Genomic DNA, 26,794 nt, shown 5'->3' with positions numbered 1-26,794 from the left:
GACCAAGCAAAGGAGCTGGTGGCGTGGCAACCGTCACCGAAGGGCGTCGCGCGCAAGCCGCTCCGCGCCGCGGCCTCCGTCACAGATGGACTCCGTACCTGCTCATCGCACCCTCGGTGCTGCTGATGATCGTCTTCCTGCTGTACCCGATCCTCAGCGTGTTCTACTACAGCCTCCAGCACTACAACGTGACCGAGCCGTGGAACAACGGTTTCGCCGGGCTGGAGAACTACCGGACCATGCTGTTCGAGGACCCCCTGTTCTGGCGCAGTCTGGGGTTCACCGCGCAATGGGTCGGTTGGGAGGTCATCCTCCAGCTGCTGTTCGGGCTGCTCCTGGCGCTGATCGTCAACGAGACCTTCCGGTGGCGCGGCCTGGCCCGGGCCACCGTCTTCGCCCCCTGGGTGGTCTCCGGCGTCCTCACCACCGTGCTGTGGACGCTGCTCTACAGCCCCACCACCGGTTTCCTGCGGTTCCTCTCCGACCTCGGCATCGGCTCGCCGGGGACCGCGGTCCTGGCCGATCCCGACACCGTCTTCGGCGCCGCGGTGCTCGCCGAACTGTGGCGGGGCGTCCCCTTCTTCGCCATCCTGTTGCTGGCCGACCTCCAGACCATCTCCAAGGACCTCTACGAGGCGGCGTCGGTGGACGGCGCCGGCCGGCGGCGCCGCTTCCTGCACATCACGCTGCCGCACCTGAAGAACGCGATCATCCTGTCCACCCTGCTCCGCGCGATCTGGGAGTTCAACAACGTCGACCTGCTGTACACCCTGACCGGCGGCGGCCCCGCGAACGCGACGACCACCCTGCCGCTCTACGTCGCCCAGCAGGCCGTGGACTCCTACGAATTCGGCTACGGGGCGGCGCTGACCACCGCGTCCTTCGGGCTGCTCCTCATCTGTTCCCTCGTCTACCTGCGTCTGAGCAGGTTCGGAGGTGACCGCGCGTGACCGTCGACCGCGCCGTCCACGCCCCCGTCCAGCCCCCCGGCCAGGGGAGCGCTCCCAGCGGGACCCGTCCCCCCGCCCCCGCCCCGCCGCGGCGACGCCCCCGGCTGCCGCGCTGGGAGATCGCCGTCCCGCTCACGCTCTACCTGCTGTTCACCCTGATCCCGTTCTACTGGATGGTGCTCTACGCCATCCGCCCCGCCGGCACCACGGGCATCGTGCCCTGGCCGCTCACCCTGGAGCACTTCGACACGGTGTGGAACGGCATCGGCTTCGGGGCCTACTTCGCCAACAGCATGAAGGTCGGCGTCGCCGCGCTGGTCGCGACGTGCGTGGTGGCCCTGTCGGGCGGGTACGCGCTGGCGCGGTTCTCCTTCCGGGGAAAGCGGTTGTTCATGGTCGCGATGCTGGGCACCCAGTTCATCCCCGGCGCGATGATGCTGATCCCGCTGTTCGAGCTGTTCAGCATGCTCAACCTGACCGACAGCCTGTGGTCCCTGGTGATCGCCAACACCGTCTTCCAGCTCCCCTTGTCGCTGATCCTGCTCAGCGGCTTCGTCCGCAACATCCCGGTGGAACTGGAGGAGGCGGCCTGGGTCGACGGCTGCTCGCGGATCCGCGCCTTCTTCGCCGTCGTGCTGCCGATGCTGCGTCCCGGCCTGATCGCCGTCGGCTCCTTCGCCTTCATCGACTCGTGGAACAACTTCCTGTTCGCCTTGATGTTCATCAGCTCCCAGGACAAGTACACGATCCCGGTCGGGCTGAGCTACACCATCGGCGAGTTCAGCGTCGACTTCGGGGCGCTGGCCGCCGGGGGCGTGGTCGCCGCGGTACCGGTGGTGATCGTGTTCGCCTTCATCCAGCGCTTCCTGGTGCAGGGCATGAGCGCCGGGGCGGTGAAGGGATGAGCGGGCCGGTCCCGGTCGTGCTGGCCGGCGCGCACGGGCACGGCCGCTGGCACCTGGACAACCTCCGCAGGCTCGCCGCCGCCGGACGGATCCGGCTCGTGGGGGTGTGCGACCCGGTGCCGGTGACCCGGGCGGACCTGGCCGGGCTGGGCGAGCCGGAGCAGTCGACGGACCTGGGCGAACTGGTACGGCGTACCGGCGCGGCCGTCACCGTCCTGGTCACCCCGATCCACACCCACCTGGACCTGGCCCGCACCGCCCTCGCCGCGGGCTCCCACGTCCTGTTGGAGAAGCCCCCCACCGCGACCCTGGCGGAGTACCGGCTGTTGCGCGCGGAGGTCGCCCGAAGCGGGCTGGCCTGTCAGGTGGGCTTCCAGAGCCTGGGCTCCGACGCGCCGGAGGCGGCCCGCGCGCTCGCCGCCTCCGGCGCGGTCGGCGACATACTCGGGGTGGGTGCCGCCGGCGCGTGGGTGCGCACCTCGGCCTACTACGCGCGGGCCCCCTGGGCCGGCCGACGGCGCATGGACGGGGTGGACGTCGTGGACGGCGCGCTGACCAACCCGTTCGCGCACGCCGTGGCGACCGCGCTGGCCCTGGCCGGCGCCGAGCGGTCGGTGGCCGGCGGGGTGGAACTGGAACTGTTCCACGCCCACGAGATCGACGCCGACGACACCTCCTGTCTGCGCCTGCGCGCTCCCGGTGGATATCCGGTGACGGTCGCGGTGACCCTGTGCGCGCGGTCCCGCCACGACCCCTACGTCAGCATCAACGGCACCCGAGGACGCGTCCGGCTCTACTACACGCTCGACGAGGTCCACCTGGAGATCCCCGGCGCCGGACCACGGGTGAGCACCCACCCCCGCACCGACCTGCTGGAGAACCTCCTCGACCATCTCGCGGACGGAACACCGCTCCTGGTGCCGCTCGAACGCACCGAGGGGTTCATGACGGTGCTGGAGGCCGTGCGCACCGCCCCCGACCCGCGCCCCATCCCGGCCACGGCCCAGGAGGTCGCCACCGGACCCGACGGGGTGGGGCGCGTGGTGACCGGGGTGGAGGGGCTGGTCGCGCGCAGCGCCTACACCGGCCGACTGTTCTCCGAGCTGGGAGTCCCCTGGGCCGCCTCGACGACGGGAGCGCGACGATGACCCGACCGATTCCGACCTCCCCCACCTCCACGGGCCGGCAGACCCCGACGCTGCTGCGCGTGGCCGGCCGGGTGGTGGCCGAACACCACGACGGAACGGGACTGGAGCCGCGGCTGGCGCCGCGACCGCACCTGCACCCGGTGTCCACCCTCGCGGGAACGGTCGTCACCGAGACGCGGCCCGCCGACCACCCCCACCACCTGGGCGTGGGCGTCGCCGTTCCCGACGCGGGCGGGACCAACTTCTGGGGCGGGCGGACCTTCGTCCGCGACCAGGGACCCACCTGGCTGGACGACCACGGCGCGCAACTCCACCGCGCCTGGTCACGGCGCCACGCGGAGGAGCACACCGAGCTGATCTCCTGGCAAAGCCGCGACGGCGAGGAGGTGATCGCCGAGGAGCGCCGGACGCGGGCGCTGGCGCTGGACGAGCGCGCCTGGACGCTGGTCCTGGACGTCGGCCTGCGCAACGTCTGCGGAGGGGAGCTGCGCCTCGCCAGCCCGGCCGTGAAGGGACGCCCCGGAGCCGGCTACGGCGGTTTCTTCTGGCGCGCGCCGCGCGCCGCCCTGCCCCCGCGCTGCCTGGGCCCCGGGGTCGAGGGCGAGTCGGCGCTGCACGGCTCGACCGCCGCGTGGCTGGCGCTGCTGGGGGCCCGGGACGACGGCGCCCGGTGGACCCTGGTGTTCACCATGCCGGGAGAGGAGCGCGACCCCTGGTTCCTGCGGGCCGGCGAGTATCCCGGCGTGGGGACCGCGCTGGCCTGGGATCGGCCACGCTCGATAGGGGCGGGGGAGGTCCTGCGCAGGCGCGTCGTCACGGTCGTGGCCGACGGCCATCCCTCCCCGGCCGAGCTGGAACGGCTCGCGGCGACCGCGCGCGAGCGCGCGGCCGACCCCGGGGAGGCGGGGTGAGGGCGGCGCCCGCGACCGCCGCGAGCTACCGCAACCCGGTGCTGGCCGCGGACTTCTCCGACCCCGACGTGGTCCGGGTGGGCGCCGACTACTACCTCGTCGCCTCCAGCTTCCACCGCGTTCCCGGGCTGCCCGTCCTGCACTCGCGCGACCTCGTCGACTGGTCCTTCCTCGGCCACGCGCTGGCGCGCCTGGAACCGGAGGAGCACTACGCGCTGCCCCGTTGGGGCGGTGGGGTGTGGGCCCCGGCGATCCGCTACCACGCGGGGCTGTTCCGGATCTTCTATCCCGACCCCGACCACGGCCTGTTCGTCGTCACCGCCCCCGATCCACGGGGGCCGTGGAGCCGCCCGATCCCGCTCAAGGAGGGCGCCGGCTACATCGACCCGTGCCCGCTGTGGGACGGCGAGGACGCCTACCTGGTCCACGCCTGGGCGCGCAGCCGCAGCGGGGTGGCCAACCGGCTGACCCTGCACCGGATGAGCCCGGACGGCACCCGGTTGTTGGACCGGGGGCGCGTGGTCGTCGACGGTGACCTCATCCCCGGCTGTCACACCCTGGAAGGCCCCAAGCTCTACCGGCGCGACGGCTGGTACTGGATCCTCGCGCCGGCGGGCGGTGTGACGGACGGCTGGCAGTCGGCCTTCCGCTCCCGCTCCATCGACGGCCCCTACGAGCACCGTGTGGTCATGGCGCGCAACGGCGGGCCGATCAACGGCCCCCACCAGGGCGCGTGGGTGAGCACCCCGGCCGGTGACGACTGGTTCGTGCACTTCCAGGACCGGGGCCCGTTCGGCAGGGTCGTCCACCTACAGCCGATGGCATGGCGCGCCGACGGGTGGCCGGTCATCGGCTTCGACGACGGGTCGGGGTGCGGGACACCCGTGGAGGTCCACCCTCGTCCCCTCTCCCCCGCCCCGGCCGCGCCGCTCCTCACCGTCCACGACGACTTCCGCGGCGGCCCGGGGCCGCGGTGGACCTGGCAGGCCAACCCCCGGGCGGGGTGGCTGGTGGAGTGCGACGGGCTGGGGCTGGGCTGTGTTCCCGACGTCGGCGGCGGGGATCTCACCGCGGTCCCGCACGTGCTGGGTCAGCGGCTGCCCGCCTTCCCGTGCACCGTCACCACCCGGCTCCGCCTGGAGTCGGACGCCTTGGGGGCCGTGGCCGGGCTGACCGTGCTCGGCGACACCTTCGGGTGGGTGGGCCTGCGCCGTGGGCCGTCGGGCCCGGAGGTGGTGCGGGGCGAAGGACCGGGCTCCGCTGGAGGGCCGGCGGAGGTCGCGCGTCCGCTGCCCGGGGAAAGCGAGGTCGGGCTGCGCGTCGACATCGACGCCGACGCCCGGTGCCGCTTCCTCGTCGACGACGGGACGGGCTGGTCCGGGCTGGGCCCGGCCTTCACCGCCTCCCCCGGGCGTTGGGTGGGGGCGACGTTGGGGTTGTTCGCCCTCGGTCCGGCGGGCGCGGAGCGGGCCACCGGACACGCCGTCTTCCGCTTCTTCCGGGTGGAGGCGGCATCGGCCGCCCCCTACCCGTGACATCCCAAGGCCGCCGACCGAACCGTTGACTCCCCCCTCTCCCCGTGCCACTCTTCCATGTAAGCGCTTTCCAACCCAGCGCGTGGGCCCGCCCCACGCGACCGGCCACGGGGGTCACGCAGCACCAGGCTCACGAAGGGAAACCACCATGCCCCGTTCGCACCGCCTCCGCCGCTCCCGGCGCCCCCTCCAGGCCGCCGCGCTCGCCACCGCGGCAGCACTCCTGTTGTCCGCCTGTGGTTCGGGATCCGATGACGGCACGGTCCGGCTCACCTTCTGGGACAACAACGCCGGTCCCGACCGCACCCCGCTGTGGGAGCACATCATCGCCGAGTTCGAGCAGGCCAACCCCGGTATCGAGGTCGAGTACGTGGGCATCCCCTCGGCCCAGGTCCAGCAGAAGTACGACACCGCGATCGCCGGCGAGGCACTGCCGGACGTGGGCGGCGTCTCCACCGCCTACCTGTCCAACCTCAGCGGCCGCGAGGCCCTGGTCGCACTGGACGACCGGCTCGCCGAAAGCGACCTCGCCGACCGGCTCAACAGCGGGTTCGTCGAGAACGTGCGCGCGGCGGCGGCCGACGGCAACCTCTACGCCCTGCCCACCAGCGCCAACATCGGCATCATCTGGTACCGGCCGGACTGGTTCGCCGAGGCCGGCGTCGAGGAGCCCGAGACGTGGGAGGAGTTCTTCACCGCGGCCGAGGAGCTCACCGACCCCGCGGAGAACCGCTACGGCTTCACCATCCGCGGGGGCGCCGGCTCCATCCCCCAGGTCCTGGAGGAGATCTACGCCATCTCCGGGATCACGTCCTTCTTCCGCGAGGACGGCACGACCACCGTGAACGACCCGGCCAACGTCGAGGCGCTGGAGCGGATCGCCGCGATGTACGACGAGCAGACGCCCAGCGCCGACATCAACAACGACTACCCCAAGATGGTCGCCCAGTTCACCGGCGGTGACGTGGCCATGCTCCACCACAACCTGGGCTCCTACGCCAACCACGTCGAGGCGCTGGGCGAGGAGGGGGTCGTCGGCACCCCCCTGTGGCCCAGCGAGGAGACCGGGCGGCACACGATCGTGTCGAACCCGACCGACGGGGTGGGCGTCTTTCGCAGCAGCGAGCACCAGGAGGAGGCGTGGAGGTTCGTCGAGTTCGTCGCCTCCAGCGAGATGAACTCCTACTGGAACGAACAGGTCGGCCAGATCCCCGCCAACCTCGACGTCCAGAACGAGGAGTGGGTCAACGCCAACCAGGCGCTCGCCCGGGCCTCGGAGATCATGAACGACGACGCCACGGTCCTCGTCCAGCTCCCCTACTACCTGCCGCAGTTCAACTCCATCGTCAAGACCGACCTGGAGCCGCTGTACCAGCAGGTCCTCCTCGGCGAGATGAGCGCGCAGGAGTTCCTGGACACCGCCGCGCGGCAGCTCGACGAGGCCGAGGCCGAGTACCGCGAGCGCCACGGCGCCTGACCCCGCCCGCCCCACCGGCGCGGTCTCGACGAGAAGGGAAACCCGACCATGCGTGTCCTTGTCACCGGCGGCGCGGGACGGCTCGGCCGCAGTGTCGTGGCCGTCCTGGCCGAGCGCGGCCACGACGTCACCTCGGTGGACCTCTCCCCCGAGGGCCCGCCGGTCCCCGGCGTACGGCATCTGCGCGCCGACCTGCTCGACGAGGACGCCCGCGCGGAGGCGTTCGCCCGGACCCGTCCCGAGGGCGTGGTCCACCTCGCGGGGATCGCGGTGCCCTTCAGCAGGCCGGACACCGTCATCCTCGACGTCAACACCCGGCTGGCCTGGGCCGTGCTGAAGGCCGCGGTGGACCACGGCGCCCGCTCGGCCGTGGCGGCCTCCAGCCCGACCGTCCTGGGATACGGGGCCGACGGCTGGCGGCCGGCCCACCTGCCGCTGACCGAGGAGCACCCCGTACTGCCGTGGCACGCCTACGGCCTGTCCAAGGTGATCGTGGAGGAGGCGGTGCGCACGCTGGCGCGCGCCCACCCGGGCGCCTGCGCGTTCGCCTCGATCCGGCCCGGATACGTCATCGCGCCCGAGGAGTGGGCGGGGGCCCCGACCCAGCAGGGGCACACCGTCGCCGAACGGCTGGAGCGCCCCGAGCTGGCCGCCGCGTCGTTGTTCAACTACGTCGACGCGCGCGACGCGGCCGAGCTGTTCGCCCTGGTCCTGGAGCGGCCCGGGGCCGTCGCGCCCGGGCAGGTCCTGCACGCCGTGGCCGACGACGCGCTGGCCACCGAGCCGCTGGCCGAGCTGTTGCCGCGGTTCCATCCGGGGACGGCCGGCCTGGCCGCCCGACTGACCGGAACGGCCCCGGCCTTCTCCAGCGCGCGGGCGCGGGCGCTGGGGTGGCGGCCCCGGCGGCTTTGGCGCGCGGAGCTGGGCGCCGCGGACCGGGGACGGTGAGCCGGCCGCGACGCGCGAGGGCGCGGCCCGGTGCCATCGCTGCGCCGTGCCCGTGCGCGGGACGGCGGAGCAGGCGGGCGGCCACGGGCGACCTCGGGCGGTTCGGGCCCAGGACGGTCGCCCGTGGCCGCCGACGGCCGGACCGGTGCCATGGCCGACGCCGCTGTCGGGGGCCGTCGTGAAGATAAGCGTCGTCCCGGCTCGCCCGGTGGCGCGCGGCCTCCTATGATCAGGTAGGAAAGAGCTTTCCCGAAGGCGCGCCCGCCCGTGCGTCCCCCGCCCGTGAGAGGTGTCCGTGAGCAACGGTTATGTGACGTTGGAGCAGGTGGCCCGGCACGCCGGAGTCTCCCTGGCGACGGCCTCCCGGGTCCTCAACGGCAGTACCCGACAGGTCGGGGAGAAACTACGGGAGCGCGTCACCGCGAGCGCCCACGAACTGGGCTACCTCGCCAACGCCTCCGCCCAGACGCTGGCCCGCAACACCAGCACGCTCGTCGGCCTGGTGGTCCACGACATCGCCGACCCCTACTTCTCCAGTATCGCGGCGGGCATGACGGAGGTCGCCGAGGAGCAGGGACTCGTCGTCGTCTTGGGCACCACCGGACGGGCGGCACGCCGCGAGGCCCAGCTCCTGGCCACCCTGCGCTCGCACCGGGCGCGCGCCGTCGTGCTGGTCGGCAGCCGCACGATCGACGAGGCCAGCACCCGTCAGCTGGCCGAGGAGGTGGACAGGTTCACCGCGCAGGGCGGCCGGGTGGCCTGCGTGTCCCAGGAGGGGCTGCCCGCCGACACGATCGTCCCGGACAACCGGGCCGGCGCGGCGGAGCTGGCCCGCCGGCTCACCCAACAGGGACACCGGAGGTTCGCGATCCTGGCCGGCCCCACCGACCTGCGTACCGCGCGCGACCGCCTGGACGGCTTCCACGCGGCGCTGTCGCAGGCCGGTGCCGAACTGGCCCCCCACAACGTGGTCCACGGGGCGTTCACGCGCGATGGGGGATATGAGTCGACGCGCCGGCTGCTGGCCGGGGGGACCGACGCGACCTGCCTGTTCGTCGTCAACGACGTCATGGCCACCGGCGCCATGGCCGCGCTGCGCGAGGCGGGGATACGGGTGCCCGAGGACCTGTCCGTCGCCGGGTTCGACGACATCCCCACCCTGCGCGACCTGACGCCGGCCCTGACGACGGTGCGCCTGCCGCTGGAGTGGATGGGCCGGGAGGCCGCGCGCCTGGCGCTGGAGGACGAAGCCCCCGCGCACCCGCGCACCGTCGCGGTCAGCGGCGAGGTGGTCCTGCGCGAGAGCACCGCCCCGCCGGCGACCGCCTGACCCCGGCGTCCGCCGCGGCACGGCCCGGTGCCGCGGCGGACGTCGCTCACAGGATGCGTCCGGTCCCGGCGCGCGCGCCGACCTTGGCGGCGACGCTGGAGGCCGGGTCGACGCGCCCGCTCCGCTCGGGCCGCCAGCCGACGTCGGAGCCCAGGTCGGGGTCGTGGGCGGCGTTGTGGGCCGCGAGCAGGTCGACCCGGTGCCATCGCGAGACGCCGTTGACCAGGGTGTTGGACTCGTCGATCGCGGTGCCGCCCCAGGCCCGGACGACCTGTGCGGGCTCGATGCCTTCTCCCAGGTCGAAGCGGTTGTTGCGGGCGTAGATCATCGACTCGACTCCGACCCCCCAGGAGTAGACGTACTCCTTCTCCCCCTCGGGGGCGGCCGGGACGACGTAGTGGTTGTTGTAGACGTGGACCTGGCCGTAACGGACCCGCGGGGCCCGTTGCAGGATGTTGTCGAACCGGTTGTGGTGCAGTGTCACCCGAAGCCGGCCGCGGTCGCGATCGGGCCGGTCGGTGTTGCCGATGAGCATGGTCTTGTCGTGGTCGGCGAAGACGTTGTAGGAGAGGGTGACCAGGTCGGAGCCGTCCACGACGTCGAGGAGGCCGTCGTGGACCTGGTACTCATACCCCCAGTGCTCCTCGTTGGCGCTGTCGGGGTGGGCACCGTCGGAGAACTCGTTGTGGTCCACCCACACGTGGGTGGAGTTGCGTACGGTCAGCCCGTCGTATTCGGCGTTCCACTCCCCCGGCTCCCAGTGCGGGAAGCAGTCGCGGGGGCTCTCGAAGGCGAGGTTGCGCACGATGACGTTGTCGGCGTCGCGGATGGTGATGGAGGCGCCGACGATACGCGCGTCGTCGCCCAGCCCGATGAGGGTGGTGTTGGAGCCGATGTCGACCGAGATGCTCTCGGCCTGGTTGCGCGCCGAGCGCTGGCGCGCCTCCTCCAGGGGGCCGGTGATCTCGGCCTCCGTGTAGTGGGCGGGATCGTAGGTGGCCAGGTAGGCCTCCTTGTCGTAGGCGGGGTCGGCGTAGTCGGCGCAGGTGGGGGCCTGTCCGTCGGGGCCCTCCGCGGCGTGGATCGTGCCGTCGACCGCGACGATCCTGGGGGTGGAATCGGGGTCGGACAGGGCGGCGCGCAGCTGCGCCCAGTCGCGCACCACGTGGACGTCGGCGGGTTTCGCGGCGGACCCTCCGGTGGTCCCGCCCTCGTGGGCGGCCCAACCGTCGTCCGGGGCGAGCGTCTGGCGGGCCACGCGCTCGACGCGCGGGGAGAGGGGGCCGGCGGCGTGCGCGGCCGGAGCGGTCAACGGCAACAGGGCCGCGGCGGTGACGAGCGCCACGGGGGTGGCTATGCGCATCCGTTCCTCCTTCGCCCGGTCCGTCGCTGCGCGGACCGGTGGGGTGTGGGTCGCGGTGCCGCGCGCCCCGGGCGGCACCGGTGGTGTCAGGGGACCTGGGGCGCGGGCGTGTCGACGGCGAACTCCAGGCCGTGCCCCGCGCCGCCCTCGACGTAGGCCCGGCCTTCGCGTACCTCCACCCCGCTGGGCCGGGTGAGCGCCCCGAGCGCGGCGAAGGAGGCCTGGTCGATGTCCTCCACCATGGAGACCATCGGCACGCACAGCGCGAGCTGGGCGGACAGTTCCGGCAGCAGGTGGGGAGCGACCGGCACGCTGTGGTCGGCGGCGAGCTCGGCGACACGCAGGAAGGGGGTGATGCCGCCGACGCGCACGACGTTGGGCTGGGCCACGTCGCAGATCCCGGCCTCCAGCGCGGCGCGGAACTCCCGCACGGTACGCAGGTTCTCGCCGAGCGCGAACGGCACGTCGGTGGCCGAGCGCAGCCGGACGTGCGCGGCGAGGTCGTCGGCGGGCAGCGGCTCCTCGATCCAGTAGGGGTCGTGCCGTTGCAGACGGCGCATCGCGCGGACCGCGCCGGGCAGGTCCCAGCGTTGGTTGGCGTCGAGCATGAGCCGCCGGTCGGGGCCGATGATGTGGCGGACCTCGGCGACGCGCTCGTCGTCGCGGCCGGGATCGGGTGAGCCGACCTTGATCTTGATCGCCGTGTGGCCGCGGTCCAGCCAGCCACGCACCTGTTCGGCCAGCTCCGGGAGGGGGAGGTCGAGGTTGACGCCGCTGCCGTAGGCCGCCACGTGGTCACGGCGGCGGCCGATCAGGTCGGTCAGCGCGACCCCCGCGGCGCGGGCCTGGAGGTCCCACAGGGCGATGTCGATCGCCGCGACGGCCATGGCGGTCAGCCCGCCGGTGCCCGCGTCGCGCAGATGGCGGATCAGGTCGGCCCAGCGAGGCCCCGGGTCGGCGGGCCGGCCCAAAAGCGCGGCCGGGCAGTCCTCGCGCACCAGGGCCAGCACGGCCCCGGCCCCGACGCTGGGGGTCCAGGCGAAGCCGGTACCCCGTGCCCCGCCCTGGGCGTCGACGCGCACGACGACGATGTGGTTGGCGTCCACCCCGCCGTCCCAGGCACGGGCGAGGGGCAGCCGACGGGCCGTGGCCGAGATCCCCTCGATCAGCACTCCGAGGCCCCCGGGGCGGCGGACTCCTTGACCGCGGCGAGCCCGGCGTCGATGATCGCGCCGAGCTCAACGAGCTCGGCGGGTGTGGGGTCGGTGAAGGGCGGACGCACCCCTCCGGCCGCCCCGCCGCGCAGCTCCAGGCCGGCCTTGACCAGTGCGACGGCGTAGCCGGGGGTGCGGTCGCGCAACCGGCCGAGCGGACGGTAGAACACCTCGAGCAGGGTGTCGGCGAGCGGGTCGCCGACACGCACCGCCCACTGGAACGCCGTGGCGACCTCCGGCACGAAGGCGAAGGCCGCCGACGAGTACAGGGGGACGCCGATACCGGTGTAGGCGCGCACGGTCAGTTCTGCGGTCGGCAGGCCGTTGAAGAAGGTGAAGTCGCTGCCGCGCCGTTCCCGCACCGCCATGACGATGCGGGCCATCCGGTCCAGGTCGCCCAGTCCGTCCTTGATGCCGATGACGCCGGGGATCCCGGCGATCTCGGCGGCGCACTCGGGGGTGAGCGCCATCGTGCCGCGCTGGTAGACGATGACGGGCGTCTTCGCCTCGGCGGCGACCGCGTGGACGTAGTCGACCAGGCCGCGCTGGGGCGCGCCGACCAGGTAGGGCGGAAAGAGCAGGACCGCGTCAGCGCCGAGGTCGCGCGCTGCCACGGCCTGGTCGATCGCGGTGCGCAGGCCGCCCGCGGCGCCGGCGACCACCGGGACCCCGCCTCCCGCGGCGGTGACGGCCGCGCGCACCACGCGCGCGTGCTCGGCCGTGGACAGGGCGTGGATCTCACCGGTGCCACAGGCGGCGAACACGCCGCCGGGCCGGTGTTCCAGGCCGGACCGCAGGTGGCGTTCCAGGGCCGCCTCGTCGAGCCGGCCTCGCGCGTCGAAGGGGGTGACGGGGAAGAAGAGGATGCCGTCGAACTCCATGGATGCCTCCTTGAGATGGGAACGCGGCGGCTAGACGACGTGCTGGACGTGGCGGCGCAGGAGGGTCGCGACGGTCGCGTCGCCGTCGGCCGCCCAGACGTCGGCGTTGAAGACCTCCACCTCGATGTCGCCGGCGTAGCCGGCGGCGTCGGCCTGTTCCCGCAGCGCGCGCACGTTGATGTGGCCGTCGCCGACCATGCCGCGGCCCAGCAGGGCGTCGGCGGGCAGGGGCAGGACCCAGTCGCAGGCCTGGAACAGCGCGATGCGTGGCCCCGCCCGGCGGATCTGCGCGTCGACCTGCGGGTCCCACCAGATGTGGTAGGCGTCGAGGACCACCCCGACGGTCTCGACCGGGAACCGTTCGGCGAGGTCGAGAGCCTGACCGAGCGTGGACAGCACGGCGCGATCGGCGCAGAACATGGGGTGGAGGGGTTCCAGGGCGAGGCGGACACCGCGCTCCTGCGCGTGGGGCACCAGCAGCGCCAGTGCCTCGGCGGCGCGTGCGCGCGCGCCGGCCAGGTCCCGGCTGCCCTCGGGGAGCCCGCCCAGGACCATCACCAGGCAGGCGGCACCGATCTCGGCTGCCTCGTCGATGGCCCGGCGGTTGTCGTCGAGGGCGGCGGTCGAGTCGTGGCCCGTCAGGAAACCCGCGCGGCAGTAGGAGGAGACGCGCAGGCCGGCGTCACGCACCAGCCGGGCGGTGCGCGCCGTCCCGAACGCGGCGACGGGCTCGCGCCACAGTCCCACCGCGGGGATGCCGGCCCGCAGGCATCCGTGGACGACCTCGCGCACCCCCCAGCGGTCGACGGTCTTCTGGTTGAGCGAGAGCCGGGACAGCCGCGGGTCGCCGGGGGCGGGCGTGGAGATGGCGGCGGGCAGGCCGGAAGGGACGTCGACAGCGGTGGGGGCCATGGTCATCGGGCCACCCCCGCCACGTCGAGGAACCATCGCATGCGCCGGGCGGCCAGGTCCGGGTCGGTGAGCGCCCCCGCGGCGTCGGCGAGTCGCAACGCCTCGGCCAGGTGCAGCGGGGAGCGCGCGGCCTGCAATCCGGCCACCATGGTGAACCCCGGCTGGTGGCCGTTGAGCCAGGCCAGGAAGGCCACGCCGGTCTTGTAGTAGTAGGTGGGCGGGGCGAACAGGTGGCGGGCCAGGGGCAGGGTGGGGGCGAACAGGGCGTCATAGCGCGCGTCGTCGCCGTCGTCGAGGGCGCGCAGGGCGGCGGCTGCGACGGGCGCGATCGCGGCGAACGCGCCGAGCAGCGCGTGGGAGTGGCGGCTGCCGTCCCCCCGGATCAGCGACGGGTAGTTGAAGTCGTCCCCGGTGTACAGGCGTACGCCCTCGGGCAGCAACGCCCGCAGCCGTGTCTCCAGTTCGGCGTCGAGCAGGGATACCTTGATCCCCTCGACGGCCGGGGCGTGGGTCGCGATCAGCTCGGCGACCACGGGTACCGCGTCGGCCGGGTCGTCCTTCCCCCAGTATCCGGCGAGCGCCGGATCGAAGGCCGTGCCGAGCCAGTGTAGGATCACCGGGCGGCGGACCTGCCGCAGCAGCTCCCCGTAGACCTCGGCGTAGTCCTCGGGGCTGCGGGCCAGGGCGGCCAGGTGCCGGCTGGCCATGAGCACGGGCGTGACCCCGGCCTCCTCGGCGACGGCGAGCTGCTCGGTGTAGGCCGCGACGATCTCCGCCGAACGCGCGGGGACGCTGTGGAGCTGGTCGGTGCCGACGCCGCAGGCCGACATCGCGCCGCGGGAGGCCGCCTCGGCCCCCGAACGGCGGATCAGCTCGGCGGTGGCCGGCCAGTCCAGGCCCATGCCGCGCTGGGCGGTGTCCATCGCGTCGGCGACGCCCAGCCCCAGATCCCACAGGTGGTGGCGGAAGGCCAGGGTGGCGTCCCAGTCGAGCCGCGCGGGCGCTCCGGGGGTGTTGTCGGCGAGGGGGTCTGCGACCACGTGGGCCGCGGCGTAGGCGGTCCGGGACCGGATCGGCCCGGTGGCCGGGGGGAGGGCGATCGGGTCGCGCAGGGTGTGGACGGCCAGGGTGCCGTCGGGGCGGGGCAGCGTCACGGTGGGAGAGCTCACGCCAGTTCGACCTCCTCCAGCTCCACCCGCCGCCCCGAGCGTGAGGACTGCAACGCGGCCTCGGCCAGTTGCAGGCCCCGCGCTCCGGAGAGGAGGTCGTGCGGGAAGGGCTCCCCGGTGTGGACATGGCGCAGGAACCGTTCCCACTGGGCCCGGAAACCGTTGATGAACTCGCCGTTGTCGGGGACCTGCTGCCAGCGCCCCCGGTGGTCGTCGGACGTGGCGGTGTCGGGGTCCCACACCGCCCTGGGGGTGAGCGCCCGGTGCTGGATGCGGCAGCCGGTCAGGCCGGCGACGGCGCTGCCCTCGGTACCGTCCACCTGAAACTCCACGAGTTCCTCCCGGTCGACGCGGACCGACCAGGAGGAGTTGATCTGGGCGATGACCCCGCCGTCGAGTTCGAAGATCGCGTAGGCCGCGTCGTCGGCGGTGGCGGCGTAGGGGCGGCCCCGCTCGTCCCAGCGGCGCGGCACGTGGGTGACGGCGCGCGCGGTGACGGCCCGCACCGGGCCGAAGAGGTGTTCCAGGACGTAGTGCCAGTGCGGGAACATGTCGAGGACGATGCCGCCCCCGTCCTCGGCCCGGTAGTTCCAGCTGGGGCGCTGCGCCTGCTGCCAGTCCCCTTCGAAGACCCAGTAACCGAACTCGCCGCGGATGGACAGGATCCGCCCGAAGAAGCCGCTGTCGACGAGCCGGCGTAGCTTGAGCAGACCCGGCAGGAAAACCTTGTCCTGCACGACCCCGTTGCGCACGCCCGCGTCGCGGGCGAGCTTGGCCAGTTCCAGGGCCGCGTCCAGGGTCGCGGCGACGGGCTTTTCGGTGTAGACGTGCTTGCCCGCGCTGATGGCCGCGCGCACCGCGTCCTCGCGGGCGCTGGTGATCTGGGCGTCGAAGTAGATCTGGACGGTGTCGTCGGAGAGAACGGTATCGAGATCGGTGCTCCAGCGTTCGATGCCGTGCTGCCGCGCGATGTCGCGCAGCTTCGTTTCGGAGCGGCCCACCAGGATCGGTTCGGGGATGATCCGGTCGCCGTCCGGCAGTGGCACGCCACCGGCCTCCCGGATGGCGAGAACCGACCGTGTCAGGTGCTGGCGGTATCCCATGCGGCCGGTGACGCCGTTCATGGCGACGCCGAGCAGCTGAATGCCCATGTGCCCTACCTCTCGACCTTCGTGAGAAAGCGCTTTCCAAGCTACTTCAAACCCATCGGGAACGCCAGTGTCCGTTTCCGACCGCCGACCAGGACCGCCTTCCCGCCACACTTTTGAAAGCGCTTGCCCTCCCCTGCGGGACGCAGGAGCGGCCATACTGCTCGGGTGACCCTCACCTACCTCGACACGCCCACGCCGATCGGGCTGGCCCACCGTGGCGGGTGGCTGACCGACGCCTCCGGGCGGGTGCGCACCGAACTGGAGAACACCGTCCCCGCGTTCCAGAACGCGATCGACCTGGGGTATCGCTACCTGGAGACCGACGTGCACGCCACCCGCGACGGCGTGCTCGTGGCCTTCCACGACGCGACCCTGGACCGCGCCACCGACGGTTCGGGGGCCATCGCGGACCTCCCCCACGCGCGGGTGGCGCGCGCCCGGGTCGGCGGCGTCGAATCGGTCCCCCTGCTGGAAGACCTGCTGGGGACCTGGCCCGAGGCCCGGTTCAACATCGACGTCAAGGCCGACTCCGCCGTGGAGCCGCTGGCCCGGGTGTTGCGCCGGACCCGCGCCTGGGACCGGGTGTGCGTGGGCTCCTTCGACCAACGGCGGCTGGAGCGGGTCCGCCGGACGCTGGACCGTCCGGTCGCGATGTCCGCGGCGCCCTGGGATGTCGCGCGGCTGCGCCTGTCCTGCCTCTCCCCCCTGCTGCGCGGCCTGGCCCGACGCGGCGTCTCCTGCGCCCAGGTGCCGCTGCGCGCCGGAAATTTCCCCGTGGTCAGCCGCGACTTCATCGCCGCGGCACACCGGCTCGGTATGCAGGTGCACGTGTGGACGATCAACGATCCCGTCGTGATGGGCCGCCTCCTCGACGCCGGCGTCGACGGCATCGTCAGCGACGACGTGGTGGGCCTGCGCCGTGTGCTGGCCGAACGCGGCGCCTGGCCGACCACCACCGAGGCGCGCGCGTCCGCCTGACCCCCTGTCCCGACCGACCGGTCCGTCCGTTGGAGAGCCCCGTGTCCCTTCCCCCCGGTGCGTCGGCACCCCCCTCCCCCTCCGGTGACCCAGCCCGCTCCCCCTCCCGACGCCGGGAGTGGCGGGCCTGGTACATGTACGACTGGGCCGGTTCGGTCTTCTCCACCACCGTCATCACCGTCTTCCTCGGCCCCTACCTCACCACCATGGCCGAGGCCGCCGCGGGGCCCGAGGGACGGATCGAGCTGTTCGCCGGTTGGTCGGTGGACCCGACGTCGGTGTATCCCTACGCGACGTCGCTGTCGGTCCTGCTCCAGCTCGTGCTGCTGCCCGTCGTGGGCGCGCTGGCCGACTACACCGGGCGCAAGCGCGAGCTGATGGGCGTCTTCGCCTACCTGGGCGCGTTCGCGACGATGGGCCTGTACTTCGCCGACGGCCCCCTGGTGTGCGCCGCGCTGTTCGTGCTGGCCAACACCGCCTTCGGCGGCTCCTTCGTCGTCTACAACTCCTTCCTGCCCGACATCGCCGGGCCGGCCGAGCGCGATGCGGTGTCCTCGCGCGGCTGGGCCATGGGCTATCTGGGCGGTGCGCTGCTGCTGACGCTGAACCTGGTGCTGTACCTGTTCCACGGCGCGTTCGGGGTGACGGCCGAGCACGCGGTGCGGATCTGCATGGTGTCGGCCGGTGTCTGGTGGGCGCTGTTCGCCCTGATCCCGCTGGCCCGGCTGCGCAACCCGGCCCGGCCCCCCGCGACCGAGGAAAGCGGCGCCGCGCGCCCGCGGGGCGCCGGGGTGCTGGCAGGCGGTTTCGCCCAGTTGTGGCAGACCCTGAAGGGCCTGCGCGCCTACCCCCGGACGCTCCTTTTCCTGCTGGCCTACATCGCCTTCAACGACGGGATCCAGACCGTCATCGGTTTCGCAGCGGTCTTCGCCGATCAGGCCCTGGGGCTGGGCCAGGAGGTCCAGATCGGGACCATCCTGATGGTGCAGTTCGTCGCGTTCGGGGGAGCCCTGCTGCTCGGCGCGATCGCGCGCCGGCTGGGGACCAAGCGCACCATCCTGGCCAGCCTGGTGGTCTGGCTGGTGGTGGTGTCGGCGGCGCCGCTCCTTCAGGCGGGTTCGGTGCCGCAGTTCGTGGTGTTGGCCTTCTTCATCGCGATCGTGCTGGGCGGCACCCAGGCGCTGTCGCGTTCCCTGTTCTCCCACCTCATCCCGCGCGGCAAGGAGGCCGAGTACTTCGGCCTGTACGAGATCAGCGACAAGGGCTCGGCCTTCCTCGGCTCGCTCACCCTGGGGATCGCCCTGGACGTGACAGGCGGGGACTACCGCACGGCCATCCTCTCGCTGGCGTTGTTCTTCGTCATCGGTTTCGCCGCGCTGCTGGCCGTGAACATCCCCGCGGCCATCCGCGCCGCGGGCAACGAGGTGCCCGAGCGCGTGTGAGCCCGCTGCCTGGGGGCGGCCGGGCCGCGCCGGGCGCTTTCCGCGTGCGCTACGGTCGCCCCATGTCCGAACCCGTGGAGACAGCGTGCTCCCCCGTCACCGCCGACGATGTCGACCTCGCCGTGCGCCTCGCCGTGGACACCCTCCGCCAGGCCCCCGAGGCGGCCTGGGACGGCCCGGCCGGTCGCCTGGACTGGAGCTGCTGGGAGACCGCCGAGCACCTCGCCGACGACCTGTTCGCCTACGCGGCGCAGCTGGGTCCGCGCACCCCGCCGCTGGAGCGCGAGGTGCCCTTCGTGTGGGAGAGCCGTCGCCCCGGTGGTCCGGCCAACAGCGTCCACGCCGATCGGGGCGCGGGTCCGGCGGGCCTGTTGCAGGTGGTGGAGGCGAGCGGCGCGTTGCTGACGGCGATGGTGCGCGTCCGCCCGGCCGAAACGCGCGCCTACCACTGCCACGGGGTGTCGGATCCGGCGGGGTTCGCCGCGATGGGGATCGTCGAGACCCTGGTGCACACGCACGACATGGCGTTGGGGCTCGGCCTGGCCTGGCGACCGCCCGCGGGCCTGTGCGCGCGGGTGCTGGCCCGTCTCTTTCCCGACGTGCCGGCGGAGGCGGAGCCCTGGCCCACCCTGCTCTGGGCCACGGGACGCGGTGAGCTGCCCGGACGTCCTCGCCGGAGCTCCTGGCGCTGGTACGCCGAACCACGGGAATGAGCTTTTCCCGCCGGGGCGCGCCCCTGGGGAGACGGGGCTGGAGCACCGTGGCCCCGGCGGGCGGGACGCCCACCGGGGCCACGGCACCTGATCGACCGGTCAGATCGGACGGCGCTCGGTGTCGCCGACGTCGTCCAGCCCGGGGATGCGGTCACCGCCGCGCAGGGTAGCGACCTCGTCGGCCACGCCCGCCCAACGGCGCAGCGCCGAGGTGGCGGCGGCGCGGTCGGCCTCGGTCAGTGCCGCGATGTTGGCGCCGTGGTTGGCGCCGGGCGCGGTGAAGGAGAAGGCCTCCCGCCGGTGTCCGCGCCGGACCTCGAACGGTTCGGCGCTCCACGGGTCGTACTCGCCGTTGACGAACAGCAGTTGGCTGCCGTGGTTGCGGACCCAGCGGTCGATGTCGGGCATCGCGCGGTGGTCATAGCGGGGCAGGTCCATCTCGTCGGGCAGGTAGGTCGACGCGGTGAACTGTCCCGGGTATTCCAGCAGGTCGTCGATGTGGTCGGTGGGCACGCTCGGGGTGCCGAGCTGGGTGGCGGCCTGGTAGTAGTAGGGGATGTAGGGCTCGGTGCCCTGGTCGCTGTAGAACTCGAACCCGGCGATCTCGTCGAGGAAGGCCGCGATCTCATCGGTGGTGGCGTCGGTGCCGGGCACGTCGGCGCACCGTGACGTCGTCTGGTACTGCCAGAACGCCCAGGGCGTGTCCAGCACCAGCATCTCGAAGGCCGCGTCGGCGCTGCCGATCGCGCGGTGGAAGGTCCAGCCGTTGGCCGCGGCCAGCTCCTCGTAGTGGGCGACCAGCTCGTCGCGGCGCTCCAGCGCCTCGCGCTGCACCCCCTCCAGCGAGCGCTGGCAGGAGGGGTCGTCGCCGACCGTCTCGAAGAACTCCAGGTAGGCGCTGTCCTCGCGGTCGCGGACGTCGTTGGGGGCGACATAGGCGACGGTGCCGTCCACGTCGCCGGGGTAGAACCGACGATGGTAGACCGAGGTCATACCGCCCTTGGAGGCTCCCGTCGAGATCCACTCCTCGGCGTAGATGTCGTCGAGCGCGGTGACGATGCGGTGGTGGTCGGCCGCGGCCTGGCGGATGTTGAGGTCGTCCCAGTCGGCCGGTTCCGGGCGCGAGGGCGAGAAGAACCGCTGCTCGGTGGAGATCTGGTTGCCGTCGATCAGCCGGGTGGGCTCCGAACGCGAGGGCCGCGTGGAGACGTTGTAGCCGCTGGTGTGCAGCACCGTGGGCCGGTCGAAACCGCGGTGCAGGAGGGTGAGCCTCTGCTGGAAGGTGCCCTTGGCCGGATTGGTGTGGTCCACCGGCTGCTCGTAGCCGAGGACGAAGTAGCGGAACCCCTCCTCGGTGGGCTGTTCCTCGACCACGGTGAGGCCGGGGATGTCCTCCAGCCGGTCGAGGATGTCACCGTCGGGCTCCTGCGCGGCGGCGGGGAGGGCCGGGAGCAGCAACGCCGCGGCGGCGAGCAGGGAGACCGTGGTGGTGCGGGATGACGTCGCAAGACGTCGTCGTGGGTTCAACGCGTGACCTCCAGTGAGGCTCCGGAGCTTCGTGGGCACCGCGAGTCGGGGACGGAGCGCGCTCCGTCGTTTGAAGGCTGATCATTGGGCGCGCGGACGTATCACGTCAAGAGCCGCATACGGTCAGTCATGACGGGGCGATCCCGCCAACACCGGAAACGCCCCTCGCCACGGGGAAAGAGCGCACGGCGGCCGGCGCGCGGCCGGCCGGCGTGCGCCGTGGTCACGCGGTGGCCCGGCCGCCGATGTGCCCGACGGCGGCGCGCAGCGCCAGTTCGTAGCCGAGGACCCCGCAGCCGATGATGCAGCCGGCCGCGACCGGCGCGATGACGGAGGTGTGGCGGAACTCCTCACGGGCGTGGACGTTGGAGATGTGCACCTCGAAGCAGGGCGTGGGGATCGCGTCGATCGCGTCGCGCAGCGCGATGCTGTAGTGGGCGTAGGCGCCCGGGTTGAAGACGATGGCCTGGTGGGCGCGGGCCGCGTGCACGTGGTCGACCAGGGCGCCCTCGGAGTTGCTCTGGGCGCAGGTCACCGTCACCCCCAGCTCCTCACCGAGCGCGGTGACCCTGCGCTCGACGTCGGCGAGGGTGGTGGTCCCGTACTGGGCGGGGTCGCGCTCCCCCAGCAGGTTGAGGTTGGGGCCGTTGAGCAGCAGCACGCTGGGGCGGGCGGGAGCGGCTGGGGAACCGGACACGGTCGGGTCCTCTCCTGTCGGGACAGGCCGCCGCGGGACCCCCGGGCCGAGGCGGCCCGGTCGCGCGGCGGCGCCGATAGTGATCCCGCCGAGGTTATCGCCGGTGGGACACCGTGTTCGGGGAGGAGGACGCGCGGGGTGGGACGGACCGCGTCGGGTAGGGGGCCACGCGGCGATGGGCGGACACCCGCCCCTTCCGTATCCGAGGGGACGGACATGCGCGTGACGGCACCCGGCGACGACCTCACGGTCAGCTCCTTGACCCTGCGCGGGGCGAGGGACCTGCGGGAACGGCTGGAGGCTGCGGCCGAGGCCGGTTTCACCGGGGTGGGCCTGAGCCTCGACGACCTGCGCCGGGCCCGCCGCAGCGGGCACGACGACCGCGACGTTCTGGCGTTACTGGACGAACTGGGGTTGCGGGTCACCGAGGTCGAGCTGCTGTCGGACTGGGCGGGCGGGGAGCCCGGCGAACGCGAAGCCGCTCTGTTCGCCATGGCCCTGACGTTCGGCGCCGAACGAGTGCACACGGGCCTGCCCGATCCGCTCTCCCCCGGGGTCGACCTCGTGGCCGCCTACGCCCGGCTGTGCGAGCGCGCCGCGGCCCGTGGGGTGCGGCTGGCCCTGGAGTTCATGCCCTACGGGGCGGTCCCGTCGCTGCCGCGCGCCTGGGAGCTCGCCCGCGGCGGCGACCCGCGACATTCGGGTCTGCTGGTCGACGCCTGGCACTGGCACCGCGCCGCCGGCACCGCCGCGGACCTGGCTCCCATCCCTCCCGAGCGGATCGTGGCGGTACAGGTCTGCGACTGCCGCGCCCGTCCCTGCGGGGATCTGGCCGAGGAGGCGCGGCACCACCGGCTCCTCCCCGGTGACGGCGTGGCCGATGTGCGCGGCTTCCTGCGGCTGTTGCGCGGGCACGGGGTGACGGCGCCGGTGGGGGTCGAGGTGGCCTCCGACGACCTGGACGGACTTGGCGCCCGGATCGCGGCCCGGCGGGCCTACTCGGCCACGGCGGCCCTCCTGGCCTCGGCCGGGCCCCGGCCCTGAGACCGGTCAGGGAGTCCGTGCCGGGCACCGTCCCTGTATCTCTCAGGCGGGCGCGCTGCCCTCGCGCATGCGCTGGTGCAGCGCCTCCATCCGCAGGTCGAGCCGGGCCGACTCCTCCGCGACGGCGGTCAGCTCCTCCAGGAGCCCTTCGGGCGCGCTGTGGTCGTACTTGTAGAAGATCTGGTGTTCGAGCGCGGCCCAGAAGTCCATCCCGATCGTGCGCAGCTGGACCTCGGCCCTGACCTGTTCCACCCCGTCGGAGAGGAAGACCGGAATCTCGACGATCAGGTGCAGGCTGCGGTAACCGTTGGGTTTGGGCTGGGCGATGTAGTCCTTCGTCTGGATCACCGTCACGTCGTTCTGCCGGCCGAGCAGCCGGGCCACCGTGTAGACGTCGGAGACGAAGGGGCAGACCACACGCACCCCGGCCACGTCGTCGAGGTGCTCGCGGACCGAGACGACGTCGGGGGACAGCCCTCGGCGGCGGAGTTTGCGCAGGATCGACTCCGGCTGCTTGATGCGGTGGCTGATGTGTTCGATGGGGTCGTGTTCCCGGACGAAGTCGAACTCCTCGCTCAGGATGCGCAGCTTCGTCATCAGCTCGTCCACGGCGAACTTGCAGACGAGCAGGTGCCGCTCGATCTCCCGCAGGAAGAGGGCGCTGTCGGCCTCCTCCGGCGACGTGCCGGACTCCGTCTCCCGTCCCGGTCGCGTGTCTTTCTCGCCCATGCGGCCTTTCCGCTCTTGTCAGCCTGTCGGCCCTGGAAGGGGGATTGTATGCCGGGTCACCCCACGTCGTGGCCGAAAGGGACGTTCGACCCTCGCTCAGAGGGTAGGTGTGGTGCGGAGGCGGCGTGGCGGGCGGATCCGCCTGGCCGGTGGTTCCGGCCGATCCCACCGAAGGCCGGAGAGTTGGAGGCAGGATGACCCCGGACAGGGCAGGGCAACGGGACGGCGCCGACGAACGGTTGCGGGCGGCCGCCGGAGTCGCCTGGCGGCTGCTCGTCGTCGGTGCGGCGATCGCGATCCTGGTGTGGATCGCGATCCGCCTGCGCACGGTCGTCATCCCGATCATCCTCGCGGTCGCGCTGACCGCCCTGCTCGGCCCGCCGACGGCGTGGCTGCGCCGTAAGGGGCTGGGGCGCGGTCCCGCGACCACCATCGTCGTCCTCGGATCGCTGGTCGTGCTGGGGGGCGCGATCACGTTGATGATCCAACCCGCCCTCGCCGGCTCGGGCGACCTGATCGCCAGCGTCCAACAGGGGCTGGCCCGCGTGCCCTCGGCGCTCGCCCGGGTGGGGGTCGACCAGGCGATGTTCGAACAACTGTGGTCGCGTGCCCAGCAGGAGCTCCAGCAGAGTTCCGGCCGGCTGGTCAGCGGCGCCTGGTCCAGCGCCGTCGCGGCCGGTCAGGTGGTCATCGGTATCGTCCTGGTCGCCGTCCTCACGGTCTACTTCCTGCACTCCGGCGACCGGCTGGTCCAGTGGCTGCTCAGCCTGTTCCCCGCCGCGAGCCGTTCCTCCCTCTACTCCGGCGGCACGACCGCCTATGAGGTGCTGGGACGCTATGTGCGAGGGGTCGCGATCGTCGGCCTCATCGACGCGGTCGGGATCGGGATCTTCCTGATCTTCCTGATCGACATCCAGCTCGCGATCCCGCTGATCGTCCTCACCTTCATCGGGGCGTTCCTGCCGGTGATCGGGGCGTTTTTGGCCGGTCTCCTGTCGGCCCTGGCCGCGCTGGTCACCGAGGGGTGGGTGATCGCCCTGGTCGTGGTGGGCGTGACCATCCTGGTCCAGCAGTTGGAGAGCAACCTCTTCGCGCCCCGGGTCTATGGGCGGTCGTTGGACCTGCCCTCCCCCGTGGTCCTGCTCGTCATCACGATCGGTTCGCTGCTGGGCGGGATCGCCGGAGCGTTCCTGTCGACCCCGATCGCGGCCGTGGTCGCGGCGCTGTTGCGGCGCTCGCCGGCCGAGGAGGAGTCCGCCGCGCCGAAGGTCGGCGCCGGAGGGGGCGGGAAGGTCCGGGCCCCTTCCGAGCGCGGCGGTCCCGTGGAGGAGGCCGGTGGGGCGTCCCGGCCGGCCGCCCCACCGGACCGGGGCTGACCCCGCTCCGCCGTTCACTCCGGGTGGTGGTTCCCCGCGCGCAGCCGGCCCAGTTCGCGCAGGATCGCGTCACGGACCGAGGCGGGCAGTTCGTCGCGCCGACCGGTGATCGCGGCGATGACGCCCGCGGCGAGGTGGCGCACCTTGACGTTGGTGTGCTGGGAGATCCGCTTGAGCGCGGCGGTGGCCTGGGCCGCGTCGCAGTCGCAGGCGAGCATGAGCATGCCCTTGGCCTGTTCGATGTCGGCCAGGGAGGCGTGCGCCGCCCAGGCGTTGGCCAGCTCGGTGCGCAGCTGGGCGTTCTCCGCCTCCAGTTCGCGCACGCGCGGTCCCGCGCTCGGGTGCGTGGAGGGCGGTGGGGCGAGACTGGCGTGGCCGCCCACCCACACGGTGGTCGCCGTCTCGTCCTGTTCGGCCGCGCCCATCGTCAAGACACTGCGCTCGCGCCCCTGCGCGTCGATGATGCGGTATTGGATGGAGAAGAGACCGCCGTCGCGCTTGATCCGGGCGAGCAGGCCGTGGACGTCACCGAGGTCGTCGGCGTGGACGTGTTCCAGGATCGCGTCGATGCTGGGGCGCATCCGGCCGGGCGGGTAGCCGAAGATCCGCACGAGTCCGGGCGACCACCACAGCATGTCGGCACGCACGTCCCAGGCGAAGCTGCCCGCGAGGTGCTTGTCGACCGCGGGTTCGGGCCTCGCGGTCCTGCCGTCCTCCATGGTCATGGCGCGACCGTACCCCGTCGTCCGCCCCGTCCGGTGGAGGCTGCGGGGGCACGGTGGCGGGCTTCCCGGCTTCCCGTACGGTTGCGCCCTCCGGTGTGGTGCCCCTGGGGCCGGCGTGTCGGGGAGACGCCGGCGCGGTGGGCCGTCCGTGCCGGGGCGACCCGGCCGGGTGACGGCCGGATATCACCTCCGGTCCCCGCCCGCGCCGGCGTGTGATGCGGGCAGGATCCCCTCCGGCCGTGCGCCGGACGGTCCCCTGCGGGGCGGCCTTTCCTTCAAAGCCGACCACGGAGCTCCGGCGCGCACCCGCGCGAGCGTCCCCCGCGGGGCGACCGCTAGCCGCCATCGGGTGGCCATAAACATCTGACCTGGGCATATAGCTGTCCGTATTCCGTTCCGAGGTGCCTTGGAGCGGCCCGTGGAAGGCCATGCGCGCCGCTCGCCGCCCGTTGACGGAACATGTCGCTCACCAGGGCAAACCCACCCCCAAAAAGGGCAAACAGCTACAAAAAACATCTTTGATCTCGTTTCAATGACAATCAGCCCGGAAAGTCCTTTAAAGGGTCTGAAAACGTGATTCAGCGGTCCGGCCGCCCCGCCGGCGGATAGCAGATAGTCGACGATGTCGACCCGACCCCCCGCTCCGGAGAGGCTTCCGGTCCCGATCGCGCCAGGACGAGAACGGACCCGCCCATCTCCCACCACCCATCACCGCCCAGGGGGTCACATGGTCATGACCGGCGCACTCGCCCCACCCTCCCGATCAGCTTCGAAACCGCTCGGGGGTGGCGACGGCGCGTCCTGCCCGCCCCTCCCCCGCGACGCCGACGCCGAACACCTCCTCCGGCTCCTGCCCGGGCTTCCTCCCTCGTCCCCCGTCCGCGACGAGGTGCGCCGCAGGATCGCGCGGATGTACGCGGGACGGGTCCAGCGGCTCGCCGACCGCTACCGCAACCGGGGCGAACCCACCGAGGACCTGCGCCAGGTCGCGATGGTCGGCCTGATGAAGGCCATCGACGGCTTCGACCCCGACTACGGCAGACCGTTCCCGTCCTACCTGGTCCCGGTCGTCAGCGGCGAGCTGAAACGGCACTTCCGGGACAACACCTGGGCCGTGCGCGTCCCCCGCCGTCACCAGGAGCGGCGCAACGAGCTCAACCGGGTGGTCCTGGAACGCACCCAGGCCCTGGGGCGCAGTCCCACGATCTCCGAGATCGCCGCCGCGATGGACCTCGACCTGGACGGCGCCGTCGAACTCATCAACGCCTCCTCCGCCTACAGCGCCCTCTCCCTGGACGCCCCGTGCAAGAGCGCCGAGGAGGACGAGGACACCTCCCTGGGGGAGACGCTCGGCGGCCTCGACCGGGCGCTGGAGAACGTGGTGGACCGCGAGGCGCTCAAGGTCGCCCTTCGACGGGTTCCTCCCCGGGAGCGGCGGGTGCTCTACCTCCGTTTCTTCGCCGACCACACCCAGACCGAGATCGCCGCGATGATCGGCGTCTCCCAGATGCAGGTGTCACGTCTGCTGGCGCGGACGTTGCGGACGCTGCGCGAGGAGCTCATGAGCGACTCGGTCACCGGCTCCGGCACCGATGCGTCCCAGGTCTCCTCCTCCGACCGGCCGGACGCCACCTCCCACAGTCGTTGAACACACGTTTCCTTCACACCT

At 72.7% G+C, this 26,794-nt stretch carries 24 protein-coding genes; 14 read left to right on the top strand and 10 right to left on the bottom strand.

The annotated features are described in order from the left end of the window. The first annotated feature begins 23 nt into the window (after positions 1-23). From ACYVHU_RS20130 to ACYVHU_RS20095, 8 genes are all read left to right on the top strand, one after another. On the top strand, positions 24-950 hold the full coding sequence (locus tag ACYVHU_RS20130; RefSeq protein WP_498949250.1) for a carbohydrate ABC transporter permease: 927 nt from the start codon (positions 24-26) through the stop codon (positions 948-950). Continuing rightward, positions 947-1,855: a carbohydrate ABC transporter permease gene (locus ACYVHU_RS20125; RefSeq protein WP_078759513.1), complete on the top strand. Its 909-nt coding sequence runs from the start codon at positions 947-949 to the stop codon at positions 1,853-1,855. Before ACYVHU_RS20130 ends, ACYVHU_RS20125 begins: the two co-directional genes overlap by 4 nt. Further along, positions 1,852-3,003 (top strand): Gfo/Idh/MocA family protein, encoded by a 1,152-nt coding sequence (locus ACYVHU_RS20120; protein WP_078759514.1) that lies wholly within the window; start codon positions 1,852-1,854, stop codon positions 3,001-3,003. Before ACYVHU_RS20125 ends, ACYVHU_RS20120 begins: the two co-directional genes overlap by 4 nt. After that, positions 3,000-3,914: a DUF6807 domain-containing protein gene (locus tag ACYVHU_RS20115; RefSeq protein WP_498949248.1), complete on the top strand. Its 915-nt coding sequence runs from the start codon at positions 3,000-3,002 to the stop codon at positions 3,912-3,914. The genes ACYVHU_RS20120 and ACYVHU_RS20115 overlap by 4 nt, the downstream gene beginning before the upstream one ends. Then, a complete protein-coding gene (locus ACYVHU_RS20110; RefSeq protein ID WP_498949247.1) occupies positions 3,911-5,449 on the top strand; it encodes a glycoside hydrolase family 43 protein in 1,539 nt (512 codons plus the stop codon). Before ACYVHU_RS20115 ends, ACYVHU_RS20110 begins: the two co-directional genes overlap by 4 nt. Positions 5,450-5,597: 148 nt before the next feature. Further along, on the top strand, positions 5,598-6,926 hold the full coding sequence (locus ACYVHU_RS20105) for an ABC transporter substrate-binding protein (RefSeq protein ID WP_078759517.1): 1,329 nt from the start codon (positions 5,598-5,600) through the stop codon (positions 6,924-6,926). A 48-nt stretch (positions 6,927-6,974) separates the two neighbouring features. Further along, on the top strand, positions 6,975-7,874 hold the full coding sequence (locus tag ACYVHU_RS20100; protein ID WP_078759518.1) for an NAD-dependent epimerase/dehydratase family protein: 900 nt from the start codon (positions 6,975-6,977) through the stop codon (positions 7,872-7,874). Positions 7,875-8,169: 295 nt separating this feature from the next. Then, positions 8,170-9,204 (top strand): LacI family DNA-binding transcriptional regulator, encoded by a 1,035-nt coding sequence (locus tag ACYVHU_RS20095; protein WP_498949245.1) that lies wholly within the window; start codon positions 8,170-8,172, stop codon positions 9,202-9,204. A 46-nt stretch (positions 9,205-9,250) separates the two neighbouring features. Here the strand turns inward: ACYVHU_RS20095 and ACYVHU_RS20090 are convergent, their stop codons facing one another. From ACYVHU_RS20090 to ACYVHU_RS20065, 6 genes are all read right to left on the bottom strand, one after another. Then, positions 9,251-10,567, bottom strand: coding sequence for a pectate lyase family protein (locus ACYVHU_RS20090; RefSeq protein WP_498949243.1), 1,317 nt, complete (start codon positions 10,565-10,567; stop codon positions 9,251-9,253). A gap of 86 nt (positions 10,568-10,653) precedes the next feature. Continuing rightward, a complete protein-coding gene (locus ACYVHU_RS20085) occupies positions 10,654-11,739 on the bottom strand; it encodes a mandelate racemase/muconate lactonizing enzyme family protein (RefSeq protein WP_498949242.1) in 1,086 nt (361 codons plus the stop codon). After that, on the bottom strand, positions 11,733-12,662 hold the full coding sequence (locus ACYVHU_RS20080; RefSeq protein ID WP_498949241.1) for a 5-dehydro-4-deoxyglucarate dehydratase: 930 nt from the start codon (positions 12,660-12,662) through the stop codon (positions 11,733-11,735). Before ACYVHU_RS20080 ends, ACYVHU_RS20085 begins: the two co-directional genes overlap by 7 nt. 30 nt (positions 12,663-12,692) lie before the next feature. Then, on the bottom strand, positions 12,693-13,574 hold the full coding sequence (locus ACYVHU_RS20075; RefSeq protein WP_498949284.1) for a sugar phosphate isomerase/epimerase family protein: 882 nt from the start codon (positions 13,572-13,574) through the stop codon (positions 12,693-12,695). A 2-nt stretch (positions 13,575-13,576) separates the two neighbouring features. Then, a complete protein-coding gene (locus tag ACYVHU_RS20070; protein WP_078759524.1) occupies positions 13,577-14,743 on the bottom strand; it encodes a dihydrodipicolinate synthase family protein in 1,167 nt (388 codons plus the stop codon). Then, positions 14,740-15,894 (bottom strand): Gfo/Idh/MocA family protein, encoded by a 1,155-nt coding sequence (locus tag ACYVHU_RS20065; RefSeq protein ID WP_078759525.1) that lies wholly within the window; start codon positions 15,892-15,894, stop codon positions 14,740-14,742. Before ACYVHU_RS20065 ends, ACYVHU_RS20070 begins: the two co-directional genes overlap by 4 nt. Positions 15,895-16,059: 165 nt before the next feature. On the opposite strand from ACYVHU_RS20065, the gene ACYVHU_RS20060 reads away from it, so the two are divergent. The 3 genes from ACYVHU_RS20060 to ACYVHU_RS20050 all read left to right on the top strand — a co-directional run bounded on the left by ACYVHU_RS20060 (position 16,060) and on the right by ACYVHU_RS20050 (position 19,027). Then, the gene (locus ACYVHU_RS20060) at positions 16,060-16,872 is read left to right on the top strand and encodes a glycerophosphodiester phosphodiesterase family protein (RefSeq protein ID WP_078759526.1); all 813 of its coding nucleotides are present in this window, start codon (positions 16,060-16,062) and stop codon (positions 16,870-16,872) included. Between the two features lie 41 nt (positions 16,873-16,913). Next, entirely contained in the window at positions 16,914-18,314 is a 1,401-nt protein-coding gene (locus ACYVHU_RS20055) for an MFS transporter (protein ID WP_235000591.1), read from the top strand. Between the two features lie 62 nt (positions 18,315-18,376). Next, positions 18,377-19,027: a hypothetical protein gene (locus ACYVHU_RS20050; protein ID WP_078759528.1), complete on the top strand. Its 651-nt coding sequence runs from the start codon at positions 18,377-18,379 to the stop codon at positions 19,025-19,027. Positions 19,028-19,126: 99 nt separating this feature from the next. On the opposite strand, the gene ACYVHU_RS20045 is transcribed toward ACYVHU_RS20050, so the two are convergent. Further along, positions 19,127-20,554 carry a S28 family serine protease gene (locus ACYVHU_RS20045; RefSeq protein WP_498949239.1) on the bottom strand — a complete coding sequence of 476 codons (1,428 nt, stop codon included), beginning with the start codon at positions 20,552-20,554 and terminating at the stop codon, positions 19,127-19,129. A 223-nt stretch (positions 20,555-20,777) separates the two neighbouring features. Beyond that, entirely contained in the window at positions 20,778-21,251 is a 474-nt protein-coding gene (aroQ, locus tag ACYVHU_RS20040) for a type II 3-dehydroquinate dehydratase (RefSeq protein ID WP_078759530.1), read from the bottom strand. A gap of 216 nt (positions 21,252-21,467) precedes the next feature. On the opposite strand from aroQ, the gene ACYVHU_RS20035 reads away from it, so the two are divergent. Beyond that, positions 21,468-22,295, top strand: coding sequence for a sugar phosphate isomerase/epimerase family protein (locus tag ACYVHU_RS20035; RefSeq protein ID WP_078759531.1), 828 nt, complete (start codon positions 21,468-21,470; stop codon positions 22,293-22,295). A gap of 42 nt (positions 22,296-22,337) precedes the next feature. Here ACYVHU_RS20035 and ACYVHU_RS20030 read toward each other — a convergent pair whose 3' ends face one another. Continuing rightward, a complete protein-coding gene (locus tag ACYVHU_RS20030; protein ID WP_078759532.1) occupies positions 22,338-23,024 on the bottom strand; it encodes a GTP pyrophosphokinase in 687 nt (228 codons plus the stop codon). A gap of 194 nt (positions 23,025-23,218) precedes the next feature. Between ACYVHU_RS20030 and ACYVHU_RS20025 the strand changes: the two genes are divergently transcribed. Continuing rightward, on the top strand, positions 23,219-24,400 hold the full coding sequence (locus tag ACYVHU_RS20025) for an AI-2E family transporter (RefSeq protein WP_078759533.1): 1,182 nt from the start codon (positions 23,219-23,221) through the stop codon (positions 24,398-24,400). A 14-nt stretch (positions 24,401-24,414) separates the two neighbouring features. Here ACYVHU_RS20025 and ACYVHU_RS20020 read toward each other — a convergent pair whose 3' ends face one another. Continuing rightward, entirely contained in the window at positions 24,415-25,125 is a 711-nt protein-coding gene (locus tag ACYVHU_RS20020; protein ID WP_078759534.1) for a PAS and ANTAR domain-containing protein, read from the bottom strand. A 733-nt stretch (positions 25,126-25,858) separates the two neighbouring features. Here ACYVHU_RS20020 and ACYVHU_RS20015 point away from each other — a divergent pair. Continuing rightward, the gene (locus ACYVHU_RS20015) at positions 25,859-26,773 is read left to right on the top strand and encodes a SigB/SigF/SigG family RNA polymerase sigma factor (protein ID WP_078759994.1); all 915 of its coding nucleotides are present in this window, start codon (positions 25,859-25,861) and stop codon (positions 26,771-26,773) included. The last annotated feature ends 21 nt before the right edge of the window (positions 26,774-26,794 follow it).

Source organism: Marinactinospora endophytica (assembly GCF_054780875.1).
This window is presented reverse-complemented; position numbering and strand designations above follow the sequence as displayed.

What these genes read in the sequence shown, in the direction of transcription:
- ACYVHU_RS20015 (WP_078759994.1), top strand. Translation starts at nt 25,859, where the DNA reads ATGACCGGCGCACTCGCCCCACCCTCCCGATCAGCTTCGAAACCGCTC.
- ACYVHU_RS20025 (WP_078759533.1), top strand. Translation starts at nt 23,219, where the DNA reads ATGACCCCGGACAGGGCAGGGCAACGGGACGGCGCCGACGAACGGTTG.
- ACYVHU_RS20120 (WP_078759514.1), top strand. Translation starts at nt 1,852, where the DNA reads ATGAGCGGGCCGGTCCCGGTCGTGCTGGCCGGCGCGCACGGGCACGGC.
- ACYVHU_RS20075 (WP_498949284.1), bottom strand. Translation starts at nt 13,574, where the DNA reads ATGGCCCCCACCGCTGTCGACGTCCCTTCCGGCCTGCCCGCCGCCATC.
- ACYVHU_RS20030 (WP_078759532.1), bottom strand. Translation starts at nt 23,024, where the DNA reads ATGGGCGAGAAAGACACGCGACCGGGACGGGAGACGGAGTCCGGCACG.
- ACYVHU_RS20115 (WP_498949248.1), top strand. Translation starts at nt 3,000, where the DNA reads ATGACCCGACCGATTCCGACCTCCCCCACCTCCACGGGCCGGCAGACC.
- ACYVHU_RS20105 (WP_078759517.1), top strand. Translation starts at nt 5,598, where the DNA reads ATGCCCCGTTCGCACCGCCTCCGCCGCTCCCGGCGCCCCCTCCAGGCC.
- ACYVHU_RS20035 (WP_078759531.1), top strand. Translation starts at nt 21,468, where the DNA reads ATGCGCGTGACGGCACCCGGCGACGACCTCACGGTCAGCTCCTTGACC.
- ACYVHU_RS20020 (WP_078759534.1), bottom strand. Translation starts at nt 25,125, where the DNA reads ATGACCATGGAGGACGGCAGGACCGCGAGGCCCGAACCCGCGGTCGAC.
- ACYVHU_RS20090 (WP_498949243.1), bottom strand. Translation starts at nt 10,567, where the DNA reads ATGCGCATAGCCACCCCCGTGGCGCTCGTCACCGCCGCGGCCCTGTTG.
- ACYVHU_RS20080 (WP_498949241.1), bottom strand. Translation starts at nt 12,662, where the DNA reads ATGGAGTTCGACGGCATCCTCTTCTTCCCCGTCACCCCCTTCGACGCG.
- ACYVHU_RS20100 (WP_078759518.1), top strand. Translation starts at nt 6,975, where the DNA reads ATGCGTGTCCTTGTCACCGGCGGCGCGGGACGGCTCGGCCGCAGTGTC.
- ACYVHU_RS20050 (WP_078759528.1), top strand. Translation starts at nt 18,377, where the DNA reads ATGTCCGAACCCGTGGAGACAGCGTGCTCCCCCGTCACCGCCGACGAT.
- ACYVHU_RS20065 (WP_078759525.1), bottom strand. Translation starts at nt 15,894, where the DNA reads ATGGGCATTCAGCTGCTCGGCGTCGCCATGAACGGCGTCACCGGCCGC.